Source organism: Pseudomonas sp. GZJR-8 (assembly GCF_002916705.1).
Lineage (GTDB): Bacteria > Pseudomonadota > Gammaproteobacteria > Pseudomonadales > Pseudomonadaceae > Aquipseudomonas > Aquipseudomonas synxantha_A.
This window is the reverse complement of record NZ_JXSI01000021.1, coordinates 338-19,653: the sequence shown is the minus strand read 5'-3', so window position 1 is coordinate 19,653 and position 19,316 is coordinate 338. Positions and strand designations below refer to the sequence as shown.

Sequence of the window (19,316 nt, the reverse complement as noted above, 5' to 3'; positions counted from 1 at the left end):
TACTTAGGAGAAGCCTGCATGAGTCTGCAAGGTAAAGTTGCACTGGTTACCGGCGCTAGCCGTGGCATTGGCCAGGCCATCGCCCTGGAGCTGGGCCGTCAGGGCGCCGTTGTGATCGGCACCGCCACTTCCGCCTCGGGCGCCGAGCGTATCGCCGCGACCCTGAAGGAAAACGGCGTGCAGGGTACCGGCCTTGAGCTGAATGTGACCAGCGATGAGTCCGTGGCTGCCGTATTGGCCGAGATCACTGCACAGTTCGGTGCGCCGGCGATTCTGGTGAACAACGCCGGTATCACCCGTGACAACCTGATGATGCGCATGAAAGACGACGAGTGGTACGACGTGGTCGATACCAACCTGAACAGTCTGTTCCGCCTGTCCAAGGGTGTTTTGCGCGGCATGACCAAGGCGCGTTGGGGCCGAATTATCAATATTGGCTCCGTAGTGGGTGCCATGGGCAACGCAGGCCAAGTAAACTACGCTTCCGCCAAGGCCGGTCTGGAAGGTTTCAGCCGTGCACTGGCACGTGAAGTCGGTTCGCGGTCGATTACGGTCAACTCGGTGGCCCCAGGGTTCATCGACACCGATATGACCCGCGAACTGCCGGAAGCACAGCGTGAAGCGTTGCTGACGCAGATTCCGCTGGGCCGTCTGGGCCAGGCTCAAGAGATCGCGAATGTGGTCACTTTCCTGGCATCCGACGGTGCGGCATACGTGACTGGGGCTACAATCCCGGTGAACGGCGGGATGTACATGAGTTAAATTGTGACGGATCGCTTCAAAAAAATGTCATACGAGCTGTCTAAAATCCGTTATAAAGCTGCAACTTAATTTATAGGCAGGTGGCCGACCGGGTACAGGGTGAAGCTTTCAGTTGAAAAGCTGAAATGGCTTTCTATACACTTACCCACTGGCCAGCTGCCTGAATTTGTCCATTAGGAGTTAAACAAGGTATGAGCACCATCGAAGAGCGCGTCAAGAAAATCGTTGCCGAGCAACTGGGCGTTAAGGAAGAAGAAGTGGTCAACACTGCTTCCTTCGTAGAAGACTTGGGTGCCGATTCCCTTGACACCGTTGAGCTGGTGATGGCTCTGGAAGAGGAATTCGAGACCGAAATCCCGGACGAAGAAGCTGAAAAAATCACTACTGTTCAAGCTGCCATCGACTACGTTACCAGCCACCAGGCGTAATAGTTTGTAGTCGTCGCTTGCTGTCAGGGAAAAACCGCACTGCTGTAACGGCGTGCGGTTTTTTCTTTAGGCGGTGATGAAAAGTAAGCTGCGAATCGAAGTGTCGTCATTAGAAAAAGGAGAGTGCTGTGTCGCGTAGACGCGTCGTAGTCACCGGTATGGGTATGTTGTCGCCACTGGGTACGGATGTGCCGAGCAGTTGGCAGGGCATTCTGGCTGGCCGCAGTGGTATTGGTCTGATCGAACACACGGACCTTTCTGCCTATTCCACCCGTTTTGGCGGCTCGGTAAAGGGCTTCAATGTCGAGGAATATCTCTCGATCAAAGAATCCCGCAAGCTCGACCTGTTCATTCAATACGGCTTGGCAGCCGGTTTTCAGGCGGTGCGCAACGCCGGCCTGGAAGTCACCGACGCCAACCGTGACCGCATCGGCGTGGCCATGGGTTCGGGGATTGGCGGTTTGACCAATATCGAAGAAACCAGCCGCACGCTGCACGATTCCGGCCCGCGTCGAATTTCACCGTTCTTCGTGCCCGGCTCGATCATCAATATGATTTCCGGCTTCCTGTCCATCCACCTGGGTGCACAAGGGCCTAACTACGCCATCGCAACGGCGTGCACCACGGGCACCCACTGCATCGGCATGGCGGCGCGCAACATCGCTTATGACGAAGCGGATGTGATGATCGCCGGTGGCGCTGAAATGGCCGCCTGCGGCCTGGGCATGGGTGGCTTCGGTGCATCCCGTGCGTTGTCGACCCGCAATGACGAGCCCACCCGAGCCAGCCGTCCGTGGGACAAGGGCCGTGATGGCTTCGTGCTGTCTGACGGCGCCGGTGCCCTGGTGCTGGAAGAGTTGGAGCACGCCAAGGCGCGTGGCGCCACCATCTACGCCGAGTTGATCGGCTTTGGCATGAGCGGCGATGCCTATCACATGACGTCGCCACCGTCCGACGGTGCCGGTGCTGCGCGCTGCATCACCAATGCACTGCGCGATGCGAAGGTCAACCCTGACCAGGTGCAGTACATCAACGCCCATGGTACTTCGACGCCGACCGGCGACCTGGCGGAAGCCGAAGCCATCAAGTCGGTGTTCGGTGAACATGCCTACAAGCTGGCCGTCAGCTCCACCAAGTCCATGACCGGCCACCTGTTGGGTGCGGCGGGCGCGGTCGAGGCGATCTTCAGTGTAATGGCGATCAAGGATCAGGTCGCTCCGCCGACCATCAACCTTGATGAGCCGGACGAAGGCTGCGACCTGAACTTCGTGCCCCACGAAGCGCAACCGATGCCGATCGACGTGGTGATCTCCAACTCGTTCGGGTTTGGTGGCACCAACGGCTCCCTGGTGTTCCGCCGGTTTGCCGAGTGATGCACAGCTGGGTCGACGGTCAGCCGGCGGGCAGCGTGCCCCTGAAAGATCGTGGCCTGGCGTATGGCGATGGGATATTCGAGACCATCGCCGTCAAGGCCGGGCAGCCGTTGCTGCTCGACCGTCACCTGCAACGCCTGGAAGAGGGTTGCAGGCGCTTGGCACTGGTGGCCGATCACGGGTTGATTCGCAACGAAGTGCTTGGCTTCGCCGCCGCGCTGGGTGACGGTGTCCTCAAGTTGATCCTCACCCGTGGCGACAGCCTGCGCGGTTATGGCATCAACCCTGGCGCCCCGGTGCGTCGTATCTTGCAGGGCAGTGCGCCCGCTATTTACCCGCCCGCCCATGCAATCGAAGGCATCCGCCTGTTCCCCTGTACCACGCGCTTGGCTGAGCAGCCGCTGCTGGCCGGTCTCAAGCACCTCAACCGCCTGGAGCAAGTGATCGCCCGTGCCGAATGGCAAGATACCGAACATGCCGAAGGCTTGATGCTGGATATGTCCGGGCGGGTGATCGAAGGCGTGTTCAGCAACCTGTTCCTGGTGCGCAACGGCTTGTTACTAACCGCTGATCTGACCCGTTGCGGCGTGGCCGGGGTGATGCGCGCCGAACTGCTGGCCCAGGCACAAGCGCTGGGCGTCCCGGTGGTCGTGGCCGACATCAATATTGAGCAGTTGCAGCAGGCCGATGAAGTCTTCGTCTGCAACAGCGTATATGGCATTTGGCCGGTGCGTGGATGCGCTGCGATGAGCTGGCCGGTTGGGCCGCTCACCCGTAAACTGCAGGGTACTGTTCGCGCGCTATTGGATATTTGAGTTGATACGAAAACTGGTGTTACTGCTGCAGATCAGCCTGGTCTCGGCAGCGTTGCTCGTGGGCTTTTCGGCCTGGAAACTCGACTCTGCCCTCAAGCAGCCCCTGAAGCTGCCCCAGGAGCAGTTGCTCGACGTGCCGGCTGGCGCTACCCCGACGGGTACTTTCAATCGTCTGGAAGCCGACGGTGTACTCGACGATGCATTCTGGTTACGCCTGTACTGGCGCTTCAACCTTGAAGGCCAGCCACTGCACAGCGGCGAATACCGCATGACACCCGGCCTCACTGCCGAAGGCTTGATCGGCCTGTGGCAGCGCGGCGAGGTGGTGCAATACAGCCTGACCCTGGTGGAGGGCTGGAATTTCCGCCAGGTGCGCACCGCCCTGGCCAAGCATGAAAAAATCGTTCAGACCCTTCCTGGCCTGACTGACAGCGAAGTGATGGACAAGCTCGGCCATGCGGGTGAGTTTCCGGAAGGGCGTTTCTTCCCTGACACCTACCGTTTTGTACGCGGCATGACCGATGTCGAATTCCTGAAAAAAGCCTACAACCGCCTGGACGATGTGCTCGCCCAGGAGTGGAGCAAGCGTGCCGACGATGCGCCGTACACCGACCCTTATCAGGCACTGATCATGGCGTCCCTGGTGGAAAAGGAGACCGGCGTGCCGCAAGAGCGTGGGCAGATTGCCGGTGTGTTCGTGCGCCGCATGAAGATCGGCATGATGCTGCAGACTGATCCCACCGTGATTTACGGCCTGGGTGAGCGCTACAACGGCAAGTTGACCCGCGCCCACCTCAAGGAAGCCAACCCCTACAACACCTATATGATCGCCGGCCTGCCGCCCACGCCTATTGCGATGGTCGGTCGCGAGGCGATCCATGCAGCGCTGAACCCGGTGCCGGGCAGCAGCCTGTATTTTGTCGCCCGTGGCGACGGTAGCCATATTTTCTCGGATAACCTGGATGCCCATAATGCCGCCGTGCGCGAGTTCCAGCTCAAGCGGCGTGGCGATTACCGCTCCAGCCCGGCGCCGGTGGTGAAACCGCTGGAAGATGCAACCGCACCTGCCGAGGCACCGATTGAGCCCGCGCCGGACAGTACCGCGCCGCAAAGCCCGCAATGACTCTGACTAAGGACTGCCTGTGACTGGCTTGTTTATTACCCTGGAAGGCCCGGAAGGTGCCGGTAAAAGCACGAACCGCGACTACCTGGCCGAGCGCCTGCGTGCGCAGGGCGTCGAAGTGGTGCTGACCCGCGAGCCGGGCGGTACGCCGCTGGCCGAGCGTATACGCGAAGTGCTGTTGGCCCCGGGTGATGAGCCAATGAACCCGGACACCGAGCTGCTGCTGGTATTTGCCGCCCGAGCCCAACACCTGGCCGAAGTGATTCGCCCCGCGCTGGCACGCGGCGCCGTGGTGATTTGTGATCGGTTCACGGATTCCACCTACGCCTACCAGGGCGGTGGCCGAGGCTTGTCAGTAGAGCGTATCGCCACCCTTGAAACCTTCGTACAGGGCGATGTGCGTCCGGATTTGACCCTGCTGTTCGATCTGCCCGTGGAAGTGGGTATGGCCCGCGCCAGCGCTCGCGGTCGCCTGGATCGTTTCGAACTGGAAGGCCCGGTATTTTTCGACGCGGTGCGCAGCGCTTTCCTGCAGCGCGCCAAGGCTGAGCCGGCGCGTTATCACCTGCTCGATGCGGCGCAGCCGTTGAACCAGGTGCAACAGGCCATCGATGCGCTGTTGCCGACTCTGCTGGAGCGCACTCGTGGCTGAGTCCTACCCGTGGCAGGACAGCCTGTGGCAGCAACTGGCCGGTCGTGCCCAGCACGCCCATGCCTATTTGCTGCATGGCCCCGTGGGCATCGGTAAACGTCACCTCGCCGAGCGCTTGATGGCTAGCCTGTTGTGCCAGCGCCCGGTCAATCTGCAGGCGTGTGGCGAGTGCAAATCCTGCCTGCTGCTCAAGGCTGGCAGTCACCCGGACAACTATGTGCTGGAGCCCGAGGAAGCCGACAAGGCGATCAAGGTCGACCAGGTACGCGACCTCGTCAGCTTCGTAGTGCAGACCGCGCAGATGGGCGGGCGCAAAGTGGTGCTGATCGAGCCAGTCGAGGCGATGAACATCAACGCCGCCAACGCCTTGCTCAAAAGCCTTGAAGAACCGTCCGGCGACACCGTGCTGTTGCTGGTGAGCCATCAGTCCAGCCGTTTGTTGCCGACGATTCGCAGTCGCTGCGTACAGCAGGCGTGCCCGTTGCCGAGCGAGGCCATGAGCCTGCAATGGCTGGCGCAGGCGTTGCCGGAGTGCACCGAGCAGGAACGGGTCGAGTTGTTGACCCTGGCGGCCGGTTCACCCCTGGCAGCCGTGAAGCTGCAAGCCCAGGGCGTGCGTGAGCAACGAGCACTGGTTGTGGAGGGTGTGAAGAAGCTGCTCAAGCAGGAGCTGTCCGCCACGCAACTGGCCGAAAGCGCCTGGAAGGATATTCCCCTGCTGCTGTTGTTCGACTGGTTCTGCGACTGGTCCAGCCTGATCCTGCGCTACCAACTGACCCAGGATGAAAACGGCCTTGGCCTGGCGGATATGCGCAAGGTGGTGCAATACCTCGCGCAGAAAAGTGCCCAGGACAAAGTGCTGAACATCCAGGACTGGATTCTTGCTCAGCGCCAGAAGGTACTCGGCAAGGCCAACCTCAACCGCGTGCTGTTGCTTGAGGCGCTGCTGGTGCAGTGGGTTGGCCTGCTCGGGCGCCGTTAATTTCCGGGGCCGACAGGTGTATGGTTGGCCAGACCCTTTTCGTGAATTAAGCCCTGACTTCCTATGCTCGTAGATTCCCATTGCCATCTTGATCGCCTTGACCTTGCCCAGCACGGCGGTTCCCTCGACGCCGCCCTTGAAGCTGCACGCCAGCGTGGGGTAGGGCACTTTCTGTGCATCGGCGTCAGCGCTGAAAACGCCGGCGACGTCAAAGCCCTGGCTGATCGCTACGCCGATGTGGATTGCTCGGTGGGCATCCACCCGCTGGACCTCAAGCCCGGCGAAGCCCCGGCTCTGGATTGGCTATTGGGCGAACTCAACCATCCACGGGTGGTGGCCATTGGCGAAACCGGCCTGGACTACCACTACGAGCCTGAAGCCGCCGAGTTGCAGCAGGCCTCTTTCCGCCTGCACTTGCAAGCCGCCCGGCAGACCGGCAAGCCGGTGATCGTCCACACCCGGGGGGCCCGCGCCGATACCTTGACCTTGCTGCGCGAAGCCGCGCTGCCGCAGGCCGGTGTGTTGCATTGTTTTACCGAAGACTGGGAAATGGCCAAGGCTGCTCTGGACCTGGGGTTCTATATTTCCCTGTCGGGTATCGTCACCTTTCGCAACGCCGACGCGCTGCGCGACGTGGCTCGCCAAGTGCCAGCCGACCGCCTGCTGGTGGAAACCGACTCGCCGTACCTGGCACCTATTCCCCATCGCGGCAAGCCAAACCTGCCTGAATATGTGCGTGACGTGGCCGATTACTTGGCGATGCTGCGCGGCGAGTCGTACGAGCGCTTCGCCGAGCAGACCACCGAAAACTTCAAACGCCTGTTTCCGTTGGCTCATGTAGCCGGATAGTACGGCTGAATCGCAGGCAAAAAAAACCCGGGTTCTGGGGGGTGAATCCGGGCTAAGACCATTAGGAGTAAAACAAGGGCACGCAGTCCGTCGGTACCCAGGTCGTCGCGTCACTTGGGGGAGATGTCGCGGCGACAGTTGAAGTATTGATCAGTATCCGATTCAGTCCAGTCAGATCTGATCGTTTTTTAAACAGATTTGGAATACGCCCGCTTAGCTTGAGTTCTCATTGAGCAGGTGGGCAGCTTCAGGCGGCGCGTCTATTTCTGACTGATATCGATAAAAACGTTGGCGTATTGAAAGTTAAGTGCATTGCGGGTTCACATAGACATTGCCCAACGACCGTTCAGTCGGGATAATCCCTCGCATCGGGTAAATCGTATCGCCACGTATCTGTGGCCCTGCGCAACCCTCCCTATTCCGACCTTTGCAGACTTCTTCCTCATGCACAAAGAACCCCGTAAGGTCCGTGAGTTTCGCCGCCGCGAGCAGGAAATTCTCGACACCGCACTCAAGTTATTCCTCGAACAGGGCGAAGACAGCGTCACGGTAGAGATGATTGCGGATGCCGTGGGTATCGGCAAGGGCACCATCTACAAGCACTTCAAATCCAAGGCCGAGATCTACTTGCGTCTGATGCTCGACTACGAGCGCGACTTGAACGAGCTGCTGCACTCGGCCGATGTCGACAAGGACAAGGAAGCGCTGTCTCGCGCTTACTTCGAGTTCCGTATGCGTGACCCGCAGCGCTACCGCCTGTTCGACCGCCTGGAAGAGAAGGTGGTCAAGGGGCACCAGGTGCCGGAAATGGTCGAGGAGCTGCACAAGATCCGCGCCTCGAACTTCGAACGCCTGACCCTGCTGATCAAGGGGCGCATCAGTGAAGGCAAGCTTGAAGACGTGCCGCCGTATTTCCACTACTGCGCCGCCTGGGCCCTGGTGCATGGCGCCGTGGCGCTGTATCACTCGCCGTTCTGGAGCAATGTGCTGGAGGACCAGGAAGGTTTCTTCCAGTTCCTGATGGACATCGGCGTGCGCATGGGCAACAAGCGCAAGCACAGCACTGAACTGCCTGGCCCTGAAAAAGGTGATGAGACCCCGGCTACGTAAGTTATTCGCTGCAGTGATGGGGCAATGATTTACTGCCAGGGGTATTAACCCAGGAATATACTCAGGCAAGGACCTTGCTAAAAGCTGATTTATGAGTCAGTTTTTAGTGCGCCCGAATTATCTTCTGCCGGAGTGATCCATGATCGTTGATCGTCAAGGCAGGCGTTTTCGCAATTTGCGGATCAGCCTGACCTCAGCCTGCAATTACGCGTGTACCTACTGCGTGCCTGACGGCAAGCGGCTGGTGGCTGCCCAGGACGAACTCTCGGCCGCGGCCATGGCCCGGGGCGTGGCTTACCTGATTGAAGCGGCGGGCATCGAACGCCTGCGCATCACTGGCGGCGAACCGCTGGTGAGCCCCAAGCTGGAAGCGTTCATGGACGCGGTAGGGCAGATGGGCCTCAGCGACATCAGCCTCACGACCAACGGCCAATTGCTGGCGCGCAAACTGCCGTTGCTGGTGGATGCCGGCATTCGGCGTATCAATGTCTCCCTCGATACCCTGGATGCCGACGCCTTTCGCAGCATCGCTCGTGGCGGCGACCTGGCCACCGTGCTCGATGGCATGGACCAGGCCAGCGCGGCCGGCATCAAGATCAAGGTCAACATGGTGCCATTGCGTGGCCAGAACCTGGATCAGGTGATGCCTCTGCTTGATTACTGCCTGGAGCGTGGCTACGAGTTGCGCTTTATCGAATTGATGCGCATGGGGCACCTGGCGAAAGACTCCAACGCGTTCCTCCAGCAATTTGTCAGCTTGCAGCAATTGCTCAGCCTGATCGGTGAGCGCCACGAATACCTGCAAGCCAACGCGCCCGTTGACGCTACCGCCGTACGCTACGAAGTACCGGGCAAAGGCTTCTTCGGCGTGATCGCCAACGAAAGTGTACCGTTCTGTCGTACGTGTTCGCGGTTGCGGTTGTCCTCCACGGGCTGGCTGCATGGTTGCTTGTCCTCAAGCAATCGCCACTACGTCGGTGACTTGCTTGATCAACCGCGCCACCAGGCATTGCCGGCCTTGCAGGGCTTGTTGATGAAGGCGCTGGGCGACAAGCAGGAAGTGGCGTTTTCGGGCGGCGCGACGATCATGAAGATCATTGGCGGCTAAGGTCGCGCATGCCTCAATGTGTTGTCCTTCAAGCTGGCGCAGAACCTGCATCTCACGCCCATTCGCCGGTTTTCCGTCACCGGCTTCTGGAGGATTAGGATGCGTAGTCTGGTTTTACTGCTGGCGGCGTTGGCCCTGAGTGGTTGTATGACCGTCAGCGATATGGCCGAAGGCACTCGCTATCAGATGAGCGATGCCGGGCTGCTGGACCATAGCGACACCCGGCGTACGGCCTCGGTGCGCATACAGCCGGATTCCTTTGTATTTATCGCCCAGGGCGCCTTCGTGCCGCCGGGCAGCGCGTACCCGCGACCCAACGTGGTCGCCGAGGAAGCGTTCAACGGTTTCGTCGAATATTTCCCCATGGTCCGTCGTGCCCGCCAACCCGAAGGTCTCGAGCAGGCCATGGCCGAAGCCCGCGAGGCGGGGGCTCACTACCTGCTGTATTGCCGTTTTGCGGCAGCCGATGACCGTATCGGCAATGCCGATGAGTGGACCGACCAGCAAGCTCTGGACCGCCTGGGGCTGGACAGCGGTGTGATCCAGGTCATGTTGATCGAGACCAGCACCCAGTATTTGATTGATACTGCACGTATTCGCAGTCGTGGCGGTTTACTGACGTTCCACGACACATCGCCACAAGATCTGATTGCCCGCCCCCTGGCGCAATACGCCCGAGGCTTGCTGGGCATGAGCAATCAGTAGACCTGAGGAGAAGCCCCATGACCGATTCCGCCAAGGCCAATGACCTATTGGCCCAACTGCCCAAGGGCAAGGGGCCGGCACCGGTGCATCTGTGGAATCCGGATTTTTGCGGCAACATCGACATGCGCATTGCCCGCGATGGCACCTGGTTTTACCAGGGCACGCCTATCGGGCGAAAGCCGATGGTCAAACTGTTTTCCAATATCCTGCGCCGAGACGGCGATGATTATTTCCTGGTGACGCCGGTAGAGAAAGTCGGCATCAGCGTCGATGATGCGCCATTTGTGGCGGTAACCCTGGACGTGCAAGGGCTGGGCGAAAGCCAGGTATTGCGCTTTACCACCAACGTCGACGAGCAGGTCGAGGCCGGCCTCGAACACCCCTTGCGGGTGGTGACGGACCCTGTCACCCAGGAACCTGCACCCTACGTGCGAGTTCGTACCAACCTTGAAGCCCTCGTGCATCGCAACGTGTTCTACCAATTGGTGGAGCTGGCGGTGACTCGTCCGATAAACGGTCAGAACTGGCTTGGCGTATGGAGTGCAGGGGAGTTTTTCCCCATCGGCCTGGAACCCTGAGGCTGATTTTGCCTTCACCCTGAAATAATCTCCTTGCTGTAAATGCCTGCTTTCGGTTATCAATTTGTACATGATTAGACATGTTCGATTTGATAAGAAAAAACGCGTCGTCGACGAGCTCATCCGCCGTATCGAAGGTGGGGTCATGGCCGACGGTTTGCTATTGCCAGGTGAGCACCAGTTGGCCGAGGAGTTTGCGGTCAGCCGTGGCACGCTGCGCGAAGCGCTGGCCGAGCTAAAGCGCCGTAACTATATCGCCACCCAGAGTGGCGTCGGCTCCATCGTCACCTTTGATGGCATGGTCCTCGACCAACGCAGCGGTTGGGCCCAGGCCCTGGCAGACACGGGGGCTCAGGTGAGCACCGACGTGCTGCGTTTCGAAGCGGTGACGCGCCCGGACCTGTTCAGCCGTTTCGGCACCGATCAATTTATTGCCCTGGATCGCCGCCGGAACACGGCCGATGGCGTTGCGGTGTCTCTGGAGCGTTCGTTGATGCCAGCAGTGGGCGGCCTGGAAAGCCTGCCCCGCATTGGCCTGATCGATGATTCCCTGACCATCACCCTGGCGGCCTACGGTTATGTGGGCGCCGAAGGCGACCAGTGGATCGGCGCCGAGCCCCTGAGCGATGAAGATGCTCAATTGCTCGGGCGCGCTACCGGCACGGTATTTCTCAAGGCTTCGCGCACCACCTACGACCGTCGCGAACGCTTCATGGAGCATGTCGAAAGTTTGCTCGACCCGCTGCACTTTCGCCTGCATCTGCAGTTTGGAGCCGCCAAATGACCCGGGAAGACCGCGCACTCGGTGCCTTCTACGGCTTGGCCCTGGGCGACGCCCTGGGTATGCCCACACAATCCTTGAGCCGCGAACAGGTGAAAGCGCGCTTCGGAACCATCACCGCCCTGGAAGACGCCGACGCCGACCAGCCCATTGCACCGAACATGCCCGCCGGTTCCATTACCGATGACACCGAGCAGGCCATCCTGGTCGCTGAGTTGCTGGTGCAAGGCCAAGGCCAGATCGAACCTGCCGTGCTTGCCCGGCGCCTGATCGACTGGGAAGCGGGAATGCGCGCCAAGGGTTCCCAGGACCTGCTCGGGCCGTCGACCAAACGGGCGATCGATATGATCCTGGCTGGCCATACGCCGCAAGAGTCCGGACGCTACGGCACCACCAATGGTGCGGCCATGCGCATCACCCCGGTGGGCATCGCCGTCGATGTCAGCGAGACAGCCTCGTTTATCCAGGCGGTGATCCAGGCTTGCCAGGTCACCCATAACACCAGCCTGGGTATCTCCAGTGCCGCGGCCGTGGCGGCGGTGGTCTCCGCCGGTATCAATGGCGTGGACCTCGGCGAAGCCTTGAACATCGGCATTCAGATTGCCCAGCAGGCTGAAAGCCATGGCCACTGGGTGGCCGGTGGACGCATTTCCACCCGCATCAGCTGGGCCCGCACCCTGAGTGTCGGCAGCGATGACAAGGCCCTGTTTGCCGATTTGCTCTACGAATTGATCGGGACGTCTGTTGCCTCGCAGGAGTCGGTGGTGGTGTCGTTCGCCCTGGCGCAGCAAGTCGCGTCCGGCGATATGAATGCCTTCGAAGCACTGTGCCTGGCCGCCAGCCTGGGGGGCGACACCGACACGATCGCCGCGATCCTGGGGGCCATGCTCGGCGCGTGCCTGGGGATGCAGTGCTGGCCAGAGGCGCTGATCGAGCAGGTCAAGCAGGTCAATGGCCTGGACTTGCAGCCGCTGGTCCAAGCGTTATTGGCCTTGCGATAAACACGGAACTAAATGTGGGAGCTGGCTTGCCTGCGACAGCGGTTTTCCAGTGGCTGCTGGGCTGGTTGACACACCCCAATCGCAGGCAAGCCAGCTCCCACATTAAAAAGCGTTGAGTCAGGAAGACTGCATAAAGATTCGACTCGTTGCCACAACCACAACAATACAGGCACCAGGAGCACCCCTTCATGAGCAGCACCTCTAGTGGCCAAAGCGCCGGGCAGTTGGAAACACGCGGCATCGAGCCGGTCCCGGAAGGCGAGTGCAACGGCCATCCGCTGCAACTGTTCTGGGTATGGTTTGCCGCCAATATCAGCATCCTCGGCTTGCCGCTCGGTGCGACGTTGGTCGCGTTTCGGGGCCTGGCCATCTGGCAGGCGATCATCGTCGCAATCCTTGGCGCAGCGGGTTCCTTCGCGGTAGTGGGCATCATCTCCATCGCCGGCCGTCGTGGTCGCGCGCCCAGCCTGACGTTATCCCGCGCTATCTTTGGCGTACGCGGCAATATCGGCCCGACGGTGGTCTCGCTGATGTCGCGCCTGGGTTGGGAAACCGTCAACACCACCACGGCCGCCTTTGTGTTGCTGTCCTTGTGTTCGATCCTGTTCGGTTCGGCGGTAGAGGCGAAAAGCGCCCCCGTACTCACGTTGATCTTCATCGCCATCTTTGTACTGCTGACCCTGGCGGTATCCGGCCTCGGCCACGCCACGCTGCTGGTGATCCAGAAGTGGGCCACCTATGTATTTGGCGGTTTGAATATCCTGGTGGGCGGCTTTCTGTGTGCCACTATCGACTGGAGCGCGGTGTTCAATGCCACACCTGCGCCGTTGAGCGCGATGATCATCGGCGTCGGCACCATGGCCGCCGGCACCGGCATTGGGTGGGCCAACGCCGGTGCCGATATGTCGCGCTACCAGCACCGCAGCGTCAAGGCTGTGCGCCTGGTGGCCAGCGCCGCCTTTGGCGCGGGCATCCCGCTGGTGTTGCTGATTACCCTTGGTGGCCTGCTGTCGGTGGGTAACGACGACCTGGCGTCGGCCACCGACCCCATCATCGCGATCCGCGACATGCTGCCCACCTGGATGGCGGTGCCTTACCTGATCACCGCATTCGGCGGGCTGTTGCTGTCGAACAATCTGTCGGTATATTCGGCCGGCCTTACCACCCTGACCCTGGGTCTGAAGGTCAAGCGCGTGCACGCGGTGATTGTCGATATCGTGGCGATCTTCGCCGGTTCCATCTATTTCATGCTGATCGCCGACAGCTTCTATGGCCCGTTCATCACCTTCATTTCGTTGCTGGCGGTGCCGATTACGGCGTGGGTCGGGATCTTCGTGGTCGACCTGATACACCGGCATTACTACAGCCCCAAGGACTTGCTGGATGTCAGTCCGAGCAGCGCTTACTGGTATCGCGGCGGTGTGGAGTGGCGTGCCTTCGGCGCCTGGGCCGTGGCTATCGTGCTGGGGTTCTGCTTCACCACCATCGGCACCACCGCGCAAAATATCTGGTTCGCCGGGCCGCTGTCCGACTCCTGGTTGGGCCACAACGGCCTGGGCTGGGTCGTTACCTTCCTGGTCGCAGGCGGCCTTTATGCGGTACTGGGCGGCGCGTCTGATCGTCGCCCGGCTTTGGTAGAGGGTACCCATGCCTAGATTGCTGCATACCGGCCAGGTCATTGTCGACCTGGTCATGGCCCTCGACACCCTGCCGGCAACTGGCGGTGACGTACTGGCCAAATCTGCCAGTTTCGAAGCGGGCGGTGGCTTCAACGTCATGGCGGCGGCGCGGCGCAATGGGATGTCGGTGGTCTACCTTGGGCGCCACGGCAATGGCCGGTTTGGTGACTTGGCTCGCGCCGCGATGCAGGCTGAAAAGATTGAAATGGCATTGACTGCGAGCAACGAGAAGGACACTGGTTTGTGTGTGTCCCTGACCGAGGCCACCACTGAGCGTACGTTCATTTCCCATATCGGCGCCGAAGGCGAATTGAGTGCCGAAGATTTGGCCAGGATCGTCCCGCTCGCCGATGACTACGTGTACGTCAGTGGCTACAGCCTGCTCCTTGAGGGCAAGGCGCAGCCGTTGATCGACTGGCTGCTGGCGCTGCCGCGAGAGATCGTGGTGGTGTTCGATCCGGGACCGCTGGTCAAGGCGCCGGATTCAGTCTTGATGCGTGCGTTGTTGCCACGTATCGATATCTGGACCAGCAATGGCCCGGAAGCTCTGGCGTTTACCGGTGCCCCTGAGATCGCCGCGGCGTTGCCTGCGTTGAGTCGACATCTGCCTGCGCAAACCTTGCTGGTCGTACGTGATGGGCCCAATGGTTGCTGGGTAGGGCGCACGGCTGAAATTGAACATGTACCCGGTTTCAAGGTGCAAGCGGTCGACAGCAACGGTGCGGGGGATGCGCACGCAGGGGTGTTTATTGCCGGCTTGGCGCAGGGCTTGAAACCTGTCGAGGCGGCGCGTCGAGCGAATGCTGCGGCGGCGTTGGCGGTGACGCGTTGGGGGCCGGCCACATCACCTGCCACTGCCGAGGTCGATGCACTACTCAGGGAATAAACACACGTCAAAATGTGGGAGGGGGCAAGCCCCCTCCCATATTTTGAATCTATGTTTAGCCTGCTTTTTTCAACGCCTGGATCAATTCATGTTTACGCATGGTCGAGCGGCCCGGAATGTTCTTGGCTCGCGCCTCCTTCATCAGGCCCTCCTTGGTTTGCGTACCCAACGAAGCCCCACTGCTGCGCGGGTGCCCCTCACGGCTAGCTGCCGCACGCTTGGCCGACTCCTGCCGATCCTGGGATTTCTTCGCCGGCGCTTTATGCTGGCCCGAGCCGCCGGCCTTTTCACCGCCGCCGGACTGCTTGTTGACGGTGGCCCAGGCCCGGGCTTCGGCTTCTTCCTTGGACAATCCCTTGTGCTCATAACTGTCTTCGATATGAGCGGCCTTGCGTTTCTGTTCGGCGGTGTATTTGGCTTTGCTTCCACGAGGCATCGCTAAAACTCCTTCTGGCCCCGGTCGCAGGGCCAGACCAGAAATGACTTACCGAGGGCCTGCACCGTCGAGCTTGCGGGCCTCATCCACACCCGAGGCGGTGAGCTTGATCGGCAGGTTCAACGAGTATTCACCGGCGTCGTCGGTGGTCACATGCCCATCCTTGATCAGCCCGCGGTCTTGCAGAAACGCCAAGACACTGGCGACTTCTTTCTCACCGCGGTAGTTGTCCAGTACCTCCTTGCCCAAGCCCTGGGGGTGAGCGTGCAGCAGGCGGGTGAGGACTTCTTTTTCAAGGTTTCTATCGACGTTCATGTGTACCTCTTCACTGGGAAATGATCGGGTGTTTGTGTTGCCAAGGATGTATCAAGGCGCTGGTTGTTTCGGTGCACCTGGCAGATTCGAGTCGTCGCCTTTATTGATCTTCGGCTCATTGACCGAAGGGCCCATTTTGCCGTTGCCGACCGCAGCCGGGGCCTGGCGCTGGGTATCATGGCCCTGGGTGTGAGGGTCGGCGCCGTTGGTGTTGTCGATGATCGCGCCGCCGTTGGTATCCAGGCCAGTGCCCATGGATTTCTGCGATTCAGTCGTCGCGTCGGGCGTTGGGTCGGTGGGGCCGGTCGACGAAGTCGCCGCAAAGGCGCTCAGGGACGCAGCGGACAGGAGGCCGGTGAGGGCGAGGGCAGCAAATTTGGAGTTTTTCATGAGGGTGTCTCCATATGATTAATGTCCTTACCCTTTATTGGTCAGCCACCCTTTGCTGTTCGTGCCTTGATGGCGACGAACGGTATCAGTTCACCTGTATCACTTTATGTATCGATACTCGCCGCACGATCAAGCGCGCCACGGTGATCGACCAGTTCAGTGCGGCGATGACCAGTACGCTCAACAGCATCGTCGACAGGCCGAATTCGACAATCATTTTGCCCGCGAGCCATGGAAACCCGAAGACGCCGATAAAGTACGCCAGGCTGAACAGCAATAACGCCTGGGACATGGTGCCGCAGGGTGCTTCATTGGCCACCAGCCCATTGATCACCGAGTACGTCAGGCCATACCCGACCCCCAGCGTGGCGGCAGCCACCAGATAGCTGAAGTTACCGCTCACCCCGAACGCGAATAGCGCAACCGCGCCAAACATGACGCCGGACAATACGCACGCAGCCTGATAGGCATCACGCTTGACCACAAAGCCGGCGATCAACAGCCGGCTGGTAATCGCAGCAGTCAGGAAACCTGCGAAGAACAGTGAATAATCCAGCTGATGGGCCAGCGCATAGCTGGTCTGGAATGACGACAACCCACCAAACACGCAGCCACCCAGGCCGACCATCAAGATGGCGAACGCTGCCTTGGACGTCAGCACGCGGCGGCTTGCTGTCCAGGTAATCTTCGACGCTGGCACGTTTGCGTGCTGTTTGAACTGCGCGCCCATGCGCCAGAACATCACAACCCCGGCAAGGCTGGCCAACCCGGCAATGTAGAACGCTGTCGTCAGGGGCAAGCCCAGCGCGGTGGCGGCGCGCCCCAGCAACGGGCTGGAACCGATCCCGCTCAACATGCTGCCGGACAGCAGGGCAAAATACTTGGCGCGCTGCTGGGGTTGCACCAGTAGGGTCACGATGATCGGCCCCAGGGTATAGAACACGCCCCAGCCCAAGCCCAGGGACAACCCGAACAGCATCAGGCCCTGGCCAAACCCGGGGGACAGGGCAAACCCGAGGCAGGCCACCACCAGCATTACACCCGTGCCCGCAATCGCTCGCGCTGCGCCCAGCGCATCCGCCAGGTGCCCGGAAACGACCACCGCCACAAAAGTGCTGAGCATTGCCGTGGCAATGATACTGCCGGCGTCGTGCTCGTTGCCGCCGCGTGAATGAATCAGCAGCGACAGCAAAAAGGTCGAGCCGTAGGACAGCGACAATAAGAAACTGGCGAGGCAGAACAGCGCGAATGTCTTCGCGCCAACTGCAGACGTGGCGGGCATGAGCAGGACCTGAATGTTGGAATTATGCCGCTTGTTTACCATGGGCGCTCATGGGGATTGTTCTGTGATTACTGGTGCTGGCATTACTCTGGGGCGGAGTAAAAACACTTCGGTCGGCATGAAATTGCGCTGCAATCGGTCATCAAACCGCCTTAGTATGTGGGCTTTGAAATTGCCCAAGGCGCGCCCATGACCATCGAGATTCGCCCCGCCGTACCCAGCGATGCTGCGCAGATCCTGAGTTTCATCACCGAGCTTGCCGAATATGAGAAAGCCCGGCACGAAGTGATCGCCAGCGTGGTGGATATCGAGCGCAGCCTGTTCAGCGAGGGCGCTACCGCCCATGGCCTGATCTGCCTGCGCGACGGTTTGCCGATTGGTTTTGCCGTGTTCTTTTTCAGCTACTCCACCTGGCTGGGCAGCAACTGCCTGTACCTGGAAGACTTGTATATCAACCCGGAGCAACGCGGCGGCGGAGCGGGCAAGAAGCTGTTGCGCCACCTGGCGAAGATCGCCTGCGATAACGGCTGTGGGCGTTTCGAGTGGAGCGTGCTGGACTGGAATGAACCAGCGATTGCCTTCTATAAATCCATCGGTGCCCAGCCTCAGGAGGAGTGGGTGCGCTATCGCATGGAAGGCGAGGCGCTGAGGGATTTTGCCCAAGGCTGACCGACATTCCAAACCGGCTATCAATGGCCGGTTTTTTTTGCTTTCGCTCACAATATGGGATGCAAATTTATATATTGAGATATTTCAAGGTCTGGGTTTATAGTCGCCTGCATCAGCACTCACTACCAAAAATAAAACAGGTGAAGCGATGCAGGCACAACCGTTGTCCCTACCTGCCGTGCCCGAGCCGACTTACGGCGAGCGGCTGAAGAACAAGGTGGTGATCATCACCGGCGCTGCGCAAGGTATTGGCGAGGCGATCGTGGCTTGCTTCCAGGCCCAGCAGGCGCGACTGGTTATTGCGGACATCCAGGCTGAAAAAGTCGAGAAAGTAGCCGCTTGTTGGCGCGAACGTGGCGCCGAGATTTGCGCACAACCTGTAGATATCACCTCCAAAGAGCAATGGCAGGCGCTGGTCAATCTCGCCATCGAGCGTTTTGGCCGGGTGGACGTACTGGTCAACTGCGCCGGGGTCAATGTGTTTCGCGACCCGCTGGAAATGACCGACGAGGATTGGCGCCGCTGTTTCGCCATCGACCTTGATGGCGCCTGGTACGGTTGCCGTGCGGTGCTGCCGCACATGATCGAGCAGGGCATCGGCAACATCATCAATATTGCCTCCACCCATTCCAGCCACATCATCCCTGGCTGCTTTCCTTATCCTGTCGCCAAGCATGGCCTGCTCGGCCTCACTCGCGCCCTGGGCATCGAATACGCGCCCAAGGGTATCCGCGTAAACGCTATCGCCCCGGGCTATATCGAAACCCAGCTTAACGTCGACTACTGGAACGGCTTCCCCGACCCCCACGCCGAACGCCAGCGCGCGTTTGACTTGCACCCGCCCAAGCGCATCGGCCAACCCATTGAGGTGGCGATGACCGCGCTGTTCCTGGCGACCGACGAGGCACCCTTTATCAATGCCACGTGCCTGATGATCGATGGCGGGCGTTCGGTGATGTACCACGACTAAATCGTTTTCCAATAACAAGAAAGAGGTGGTTCATGTTCAAGAAGACTCTTGGCGCTGTGGCGCTGGCGATGGTGTTCAGCGGCTTTGTATCGGCTGAAGAAGTGAAGATCGGTTTTTTGGTCAAGCAGGCCGAAGAGCCGTGGTTCCAGACTGAATGGGCCTTCGCCGAAAAAGCCGGCAAGGAGCATGGCTTCACCGTGATCAAGATCGCCGTGCCCGATGGCGAGAAAACCCTCTCGGCCATCGACAGCCTCGCCGCCAACGGTGCCAAGGGCTTTGTGATCTGCCCACCGGACGTGTCCCTGGGCCCGGCCATTGTCGCCAAGGCCAAGGTCAATGGCCTGAAAGTCATGGCCGTGGATGACCGCTTTGTCGATGCCAAGGGCAACTTCATGGAAGACGTGCCGTACCTGGGCATGGCC

General features: G+C 60.2%; 23 protein-coding genes. 19 read left to right on the top strand and 4 right to left on the bottom strand.

The features are described 5' to 3' along the window. The first annotated feature begins 18 nt into the window (after positions 1–18). The 16 genes from fabG to TK42_RS26335 all read left to right on the top strand — a co-directional run bounded on the left by fabG (position 19) and on the right by TK42_RS26335 (position 14,832). The gene (fabG, locus tag TK42_RS26410) at positions 19–762 is read left to right on the top strand and encodes a 3-oxoacyl-ACP reductase FabG (RefSeq protein ID WP_005790544.1); all 744 of its coding nucleotides are present in this window, start codon (positions 19–21) and stop codon (positions 760–762) included. Between the two features lie 191 nt (positions 763–953). Then, on the top strand, positions 954–1,190 hold the full coding sequence (acpP, locus tag TK42_RS26405; protein WP_003175607.1) for an acyl carrier protein: 237 nt from the start codon (positions 954–956) through the stop codon (positions 1,188–1,190). Positions 1,191–1,318: 128 nt separating this feature from the next. Next, positions 1,319–2,563 (top strand): beta-ketoacyl-ACP synthase II, encoded by a 1,245-nt coding sequence (gene fabF, locus TK42_RS26400; protein ID WP_005790527.1) that lies wholly within the window; start codon positions 1,319–1,321, stop codon positions 2,561–2,563. Continuing rightward, on the top strand, positions 2,563–3,378 hold the full coding sequence (gene pabC, locus TK42_RS26395; RefSeq protein WP_103735503.1) for an aminodeoxychorismate lyase: 816 nt from the start codon (positions 2,563–2,565) through the stop codon (positions 3,376–3,378). The genes fabF and pabC overlap by 1 nt, the downstream gene beginning before the upstream one ends. 1 nt (position 3,379) lies before the next feature. Next, on the top strand, positions 3,380–4,501 hold the full coding sequence (mltG, locus tag TK42_RS26390) for an endolytic transglycosylase MltG (protein WP_032879863.1): 1,122 nt from the start codon (positions 3,380–3,382) through the stop codon (positions 4,499–4,501). Between the two features lie 19 nt (positions 4,502–4,520). After that, positions 4,521–5,153 (top strand): dTMP kinase, encoded by a 633-nt coding sequence (gene tmk / locus TK42_RS26385; RefSeq protein ID WP_032879864.1) that lies wholly within the window; start codon positions 4,521–4,523, stop codon positions 5,151–5,153. Further along, the gene (locus TK42_RS26380) at positions 5,146–6,135 is read left to right on the top strand and encodes a DNA polymerase III subunit delta' (RefSeq protein WP_032879865.1); all 990 of its coding nucleotides are present in this window, start codon (positions 5,146–5,148) and stop codon (positions 6,133–6,135) included. Before tmk ends, TK42_RS26380 begins: the two co-directional genes overlap by 8 nt. Before the next feature lie 63 nt (positions 6,136–6,198). Then, positions 6,199–6,984 (top strand): TatD family hydrolase, encoded by a 786-nt coding sequence (locus tag TK42_RS26375; protein WP_103735502.1) that lies wholly within the window; start codon positions 6,199–6,201, stop codon positions 6,982–6,984. A 444-nt stretch (positions 6,985–7,428) separates the two neighbouring features. Then, a complete protein-coding gene (locus TK42_RS26370) occupies positions 7,429–8,094 on the top strand; it encodes a TetR/AcrR family transcriptional regulator (protein ID WP_032879867.1) in 666 nt (221 codons plus the stop codon). 139 nt (positions 8,095–8,233) lie between these two features. Continuing rightward, on the top strand, positions 8,234–9,202 hold the full coding sequence (locus TK42_RS26365) for a GTP 3',8-cyclase MoaA (protein WP_005790516.1): 969 nt from the start codon (positions 8,234–8,236) through the stop codon (positions 9,200–9,202). Between the two features lie 99 nt (positions 9,203–9,301). After that, positions 9,302–9,907, top strand: coding sequence for a DUF4823 domain-containing protein (locus TK42_RS26360; RefSeq protein ID WP_005790515.1), 606 nt, complete (start codon positions 9,302–9,304; stop codon positions 9,905–9,907). Between the two features lie 17 nt (positions 9,908–9,924). Beyond that, a complete protein-coding gene (locus TK42_RS26355; protein WP_103735501.1) occupies positions 9,925–10,485 on the top strand; it encodes a DUF1285 domain-containing protein in 561 nt (186 codons plus the stop codon). 70 nt (positions 10,486–10,555) lie between these two features. Next, the gene (locus TK42_RS26350) at positions 10,556–11,269 is read left to right on the top strand and encodes a GntR family transcriptional regulator (RefSeq protein ID WP_005790512.1); all 714 of its coding nucleotides are present in this window, start codon (positions 10,556–10,558) and stop codon (positions 11,267–11,269) included. Further along, positions 11,266–12,267 carry an ADP-ribosylglycohydrolase family protein gene (locus tag TK42_RS26345; protein ID WP_103735500.1) on the top strand — a complete coding sequence of 334 codons (1,002 nt, stop codon included), beginning with the start codon at positions 11,266–11,268 and terminating at the stop codon, positions 12,265–12,267. Before TK42_RS26350 ends, TK42_RS26345 begins: the two co-directional genes overlap by 4 nt. Before the next feature lie 188 nt (positions 12,268–12,455). Then, positions 12,456–13,922 (top strand): cytosine permease, encoded by a 1,467-nt coding sequence (locus tag TK42_RS26340; protein WP_032879870.1) that lies wholly within the window; start codon positions 12,456–12,458, stop codon positions 13,920–13,922. Next, positions 13,915–14,832: a PfkB family carbohydrate kinase gene (locus tag TK42_RS26335; RefSeq protein ID WP_103735499.1), complete on the top strand. Its 918-nt coding sequence runs from the start codon at positions 13,915–13,917 to the stop codon at positions 14,830–14,832. The genes TK42_RS26340 and TK42_RS26335 overlap by 8 nt, the downstream gene beginning before the upstream one ends. Positions 14,833–14,887: 55 nt before the next feature. Here TK42_RS26335 and TK42_RS26330 read toward each other — a convergent pair whose 3' ends face one another. From TK42_RS26330 to TK42_RS26315, 4 genes are all read right to left on the bottom strand, one after another. Next, the gene (locus TK42_RS26330) at positions 14,888–15,268 is read right to left on the bottom strand and encodes a hypothetical protein (RefSeq protein WP_032879873.1); all 381 of its coding nucleotides are present in this window, start codon (positions 15,266–15,268) and stop codon (positions 14,888–14,890) included. A 48-nt stretch (positions 15,269–15,316) separates the two neighbouring features. After that, positions 15,317–15,583 (bottom strand): hypothetical protein, encoded by a 267-nt coding sequence (locus TK42_RS26325; protein ID WP_005790502.1) that lies wholly within the window; start codon positions 15,581–15,583, stop codon positions 15,317–15,319. Between the two features lie 51 nt (positions 15,584–15,634). After that, the gene (locus TK42_RS26320) at positions 15,635–15,973 is read right to left on the bottom strand and encodes a hypothetical protein (protein ID WP_005790501.1); all 339 of its coding nucleotides are present in this window, start codon (positions 15,971–15,973) and stop codon (positions 15,635–15,637) included. Positions 15,974–16,058: 85 nt separating this feature from the next. Continuing rightward, positions 16,059–17,255 (bottom strand): MFS transporter, encoded by a 1,197-nt coding sequence (locus TK42_RS26315; protein WP_103735509.1) that lies wholly within the window; start codon positions 17,253–17,255, stop codon positions 16,059–16,061. A 189-nt stretch (positions 17,256–17,444) separates the two neighbouring features. Between TK42_RS26315 and TK42_RS26310 the strand changes: the two genes are divergently transcribed. The 3 genes from TK42_RS26310 to TK42_RS27250 form a co-directional block, all read left to right on the top strand. Beyond that, positions 17,445–17,924 (top strand): GNAT family N-acetyltransferase, encoded by a 480-nt coding sequence (locus TK42_RS26310; protein WP_005790497.1) that lies wholly within the window; start codon positions 17,445–17,447, stop codon positions 17,922–17,924. 148 nt (positions 17,925–18,072) lie between these two features. Further along, the gene (locus TK42_RS26305) at positions 18,073–18,894 is read left to right on the top strand and encodes an SDR family oxidoreductase (RefSeq protein WP_032879874.1); all 822 of its coding nucleotides are present in this window, start codon (positions 18,073–18,075) and stop codon (positions 18,892–18,894) included. A 32-nt stretch (positions 18,895–18,926) separates the two neighbouring features. Further along, positions 18,927–19,316 (top strand): substrate-binding domain-containing protein (locus TK42_RS27250; protein ID WP_256584806.1); only part of this gene is annotated, 390 nt, incomplete at its 3' end.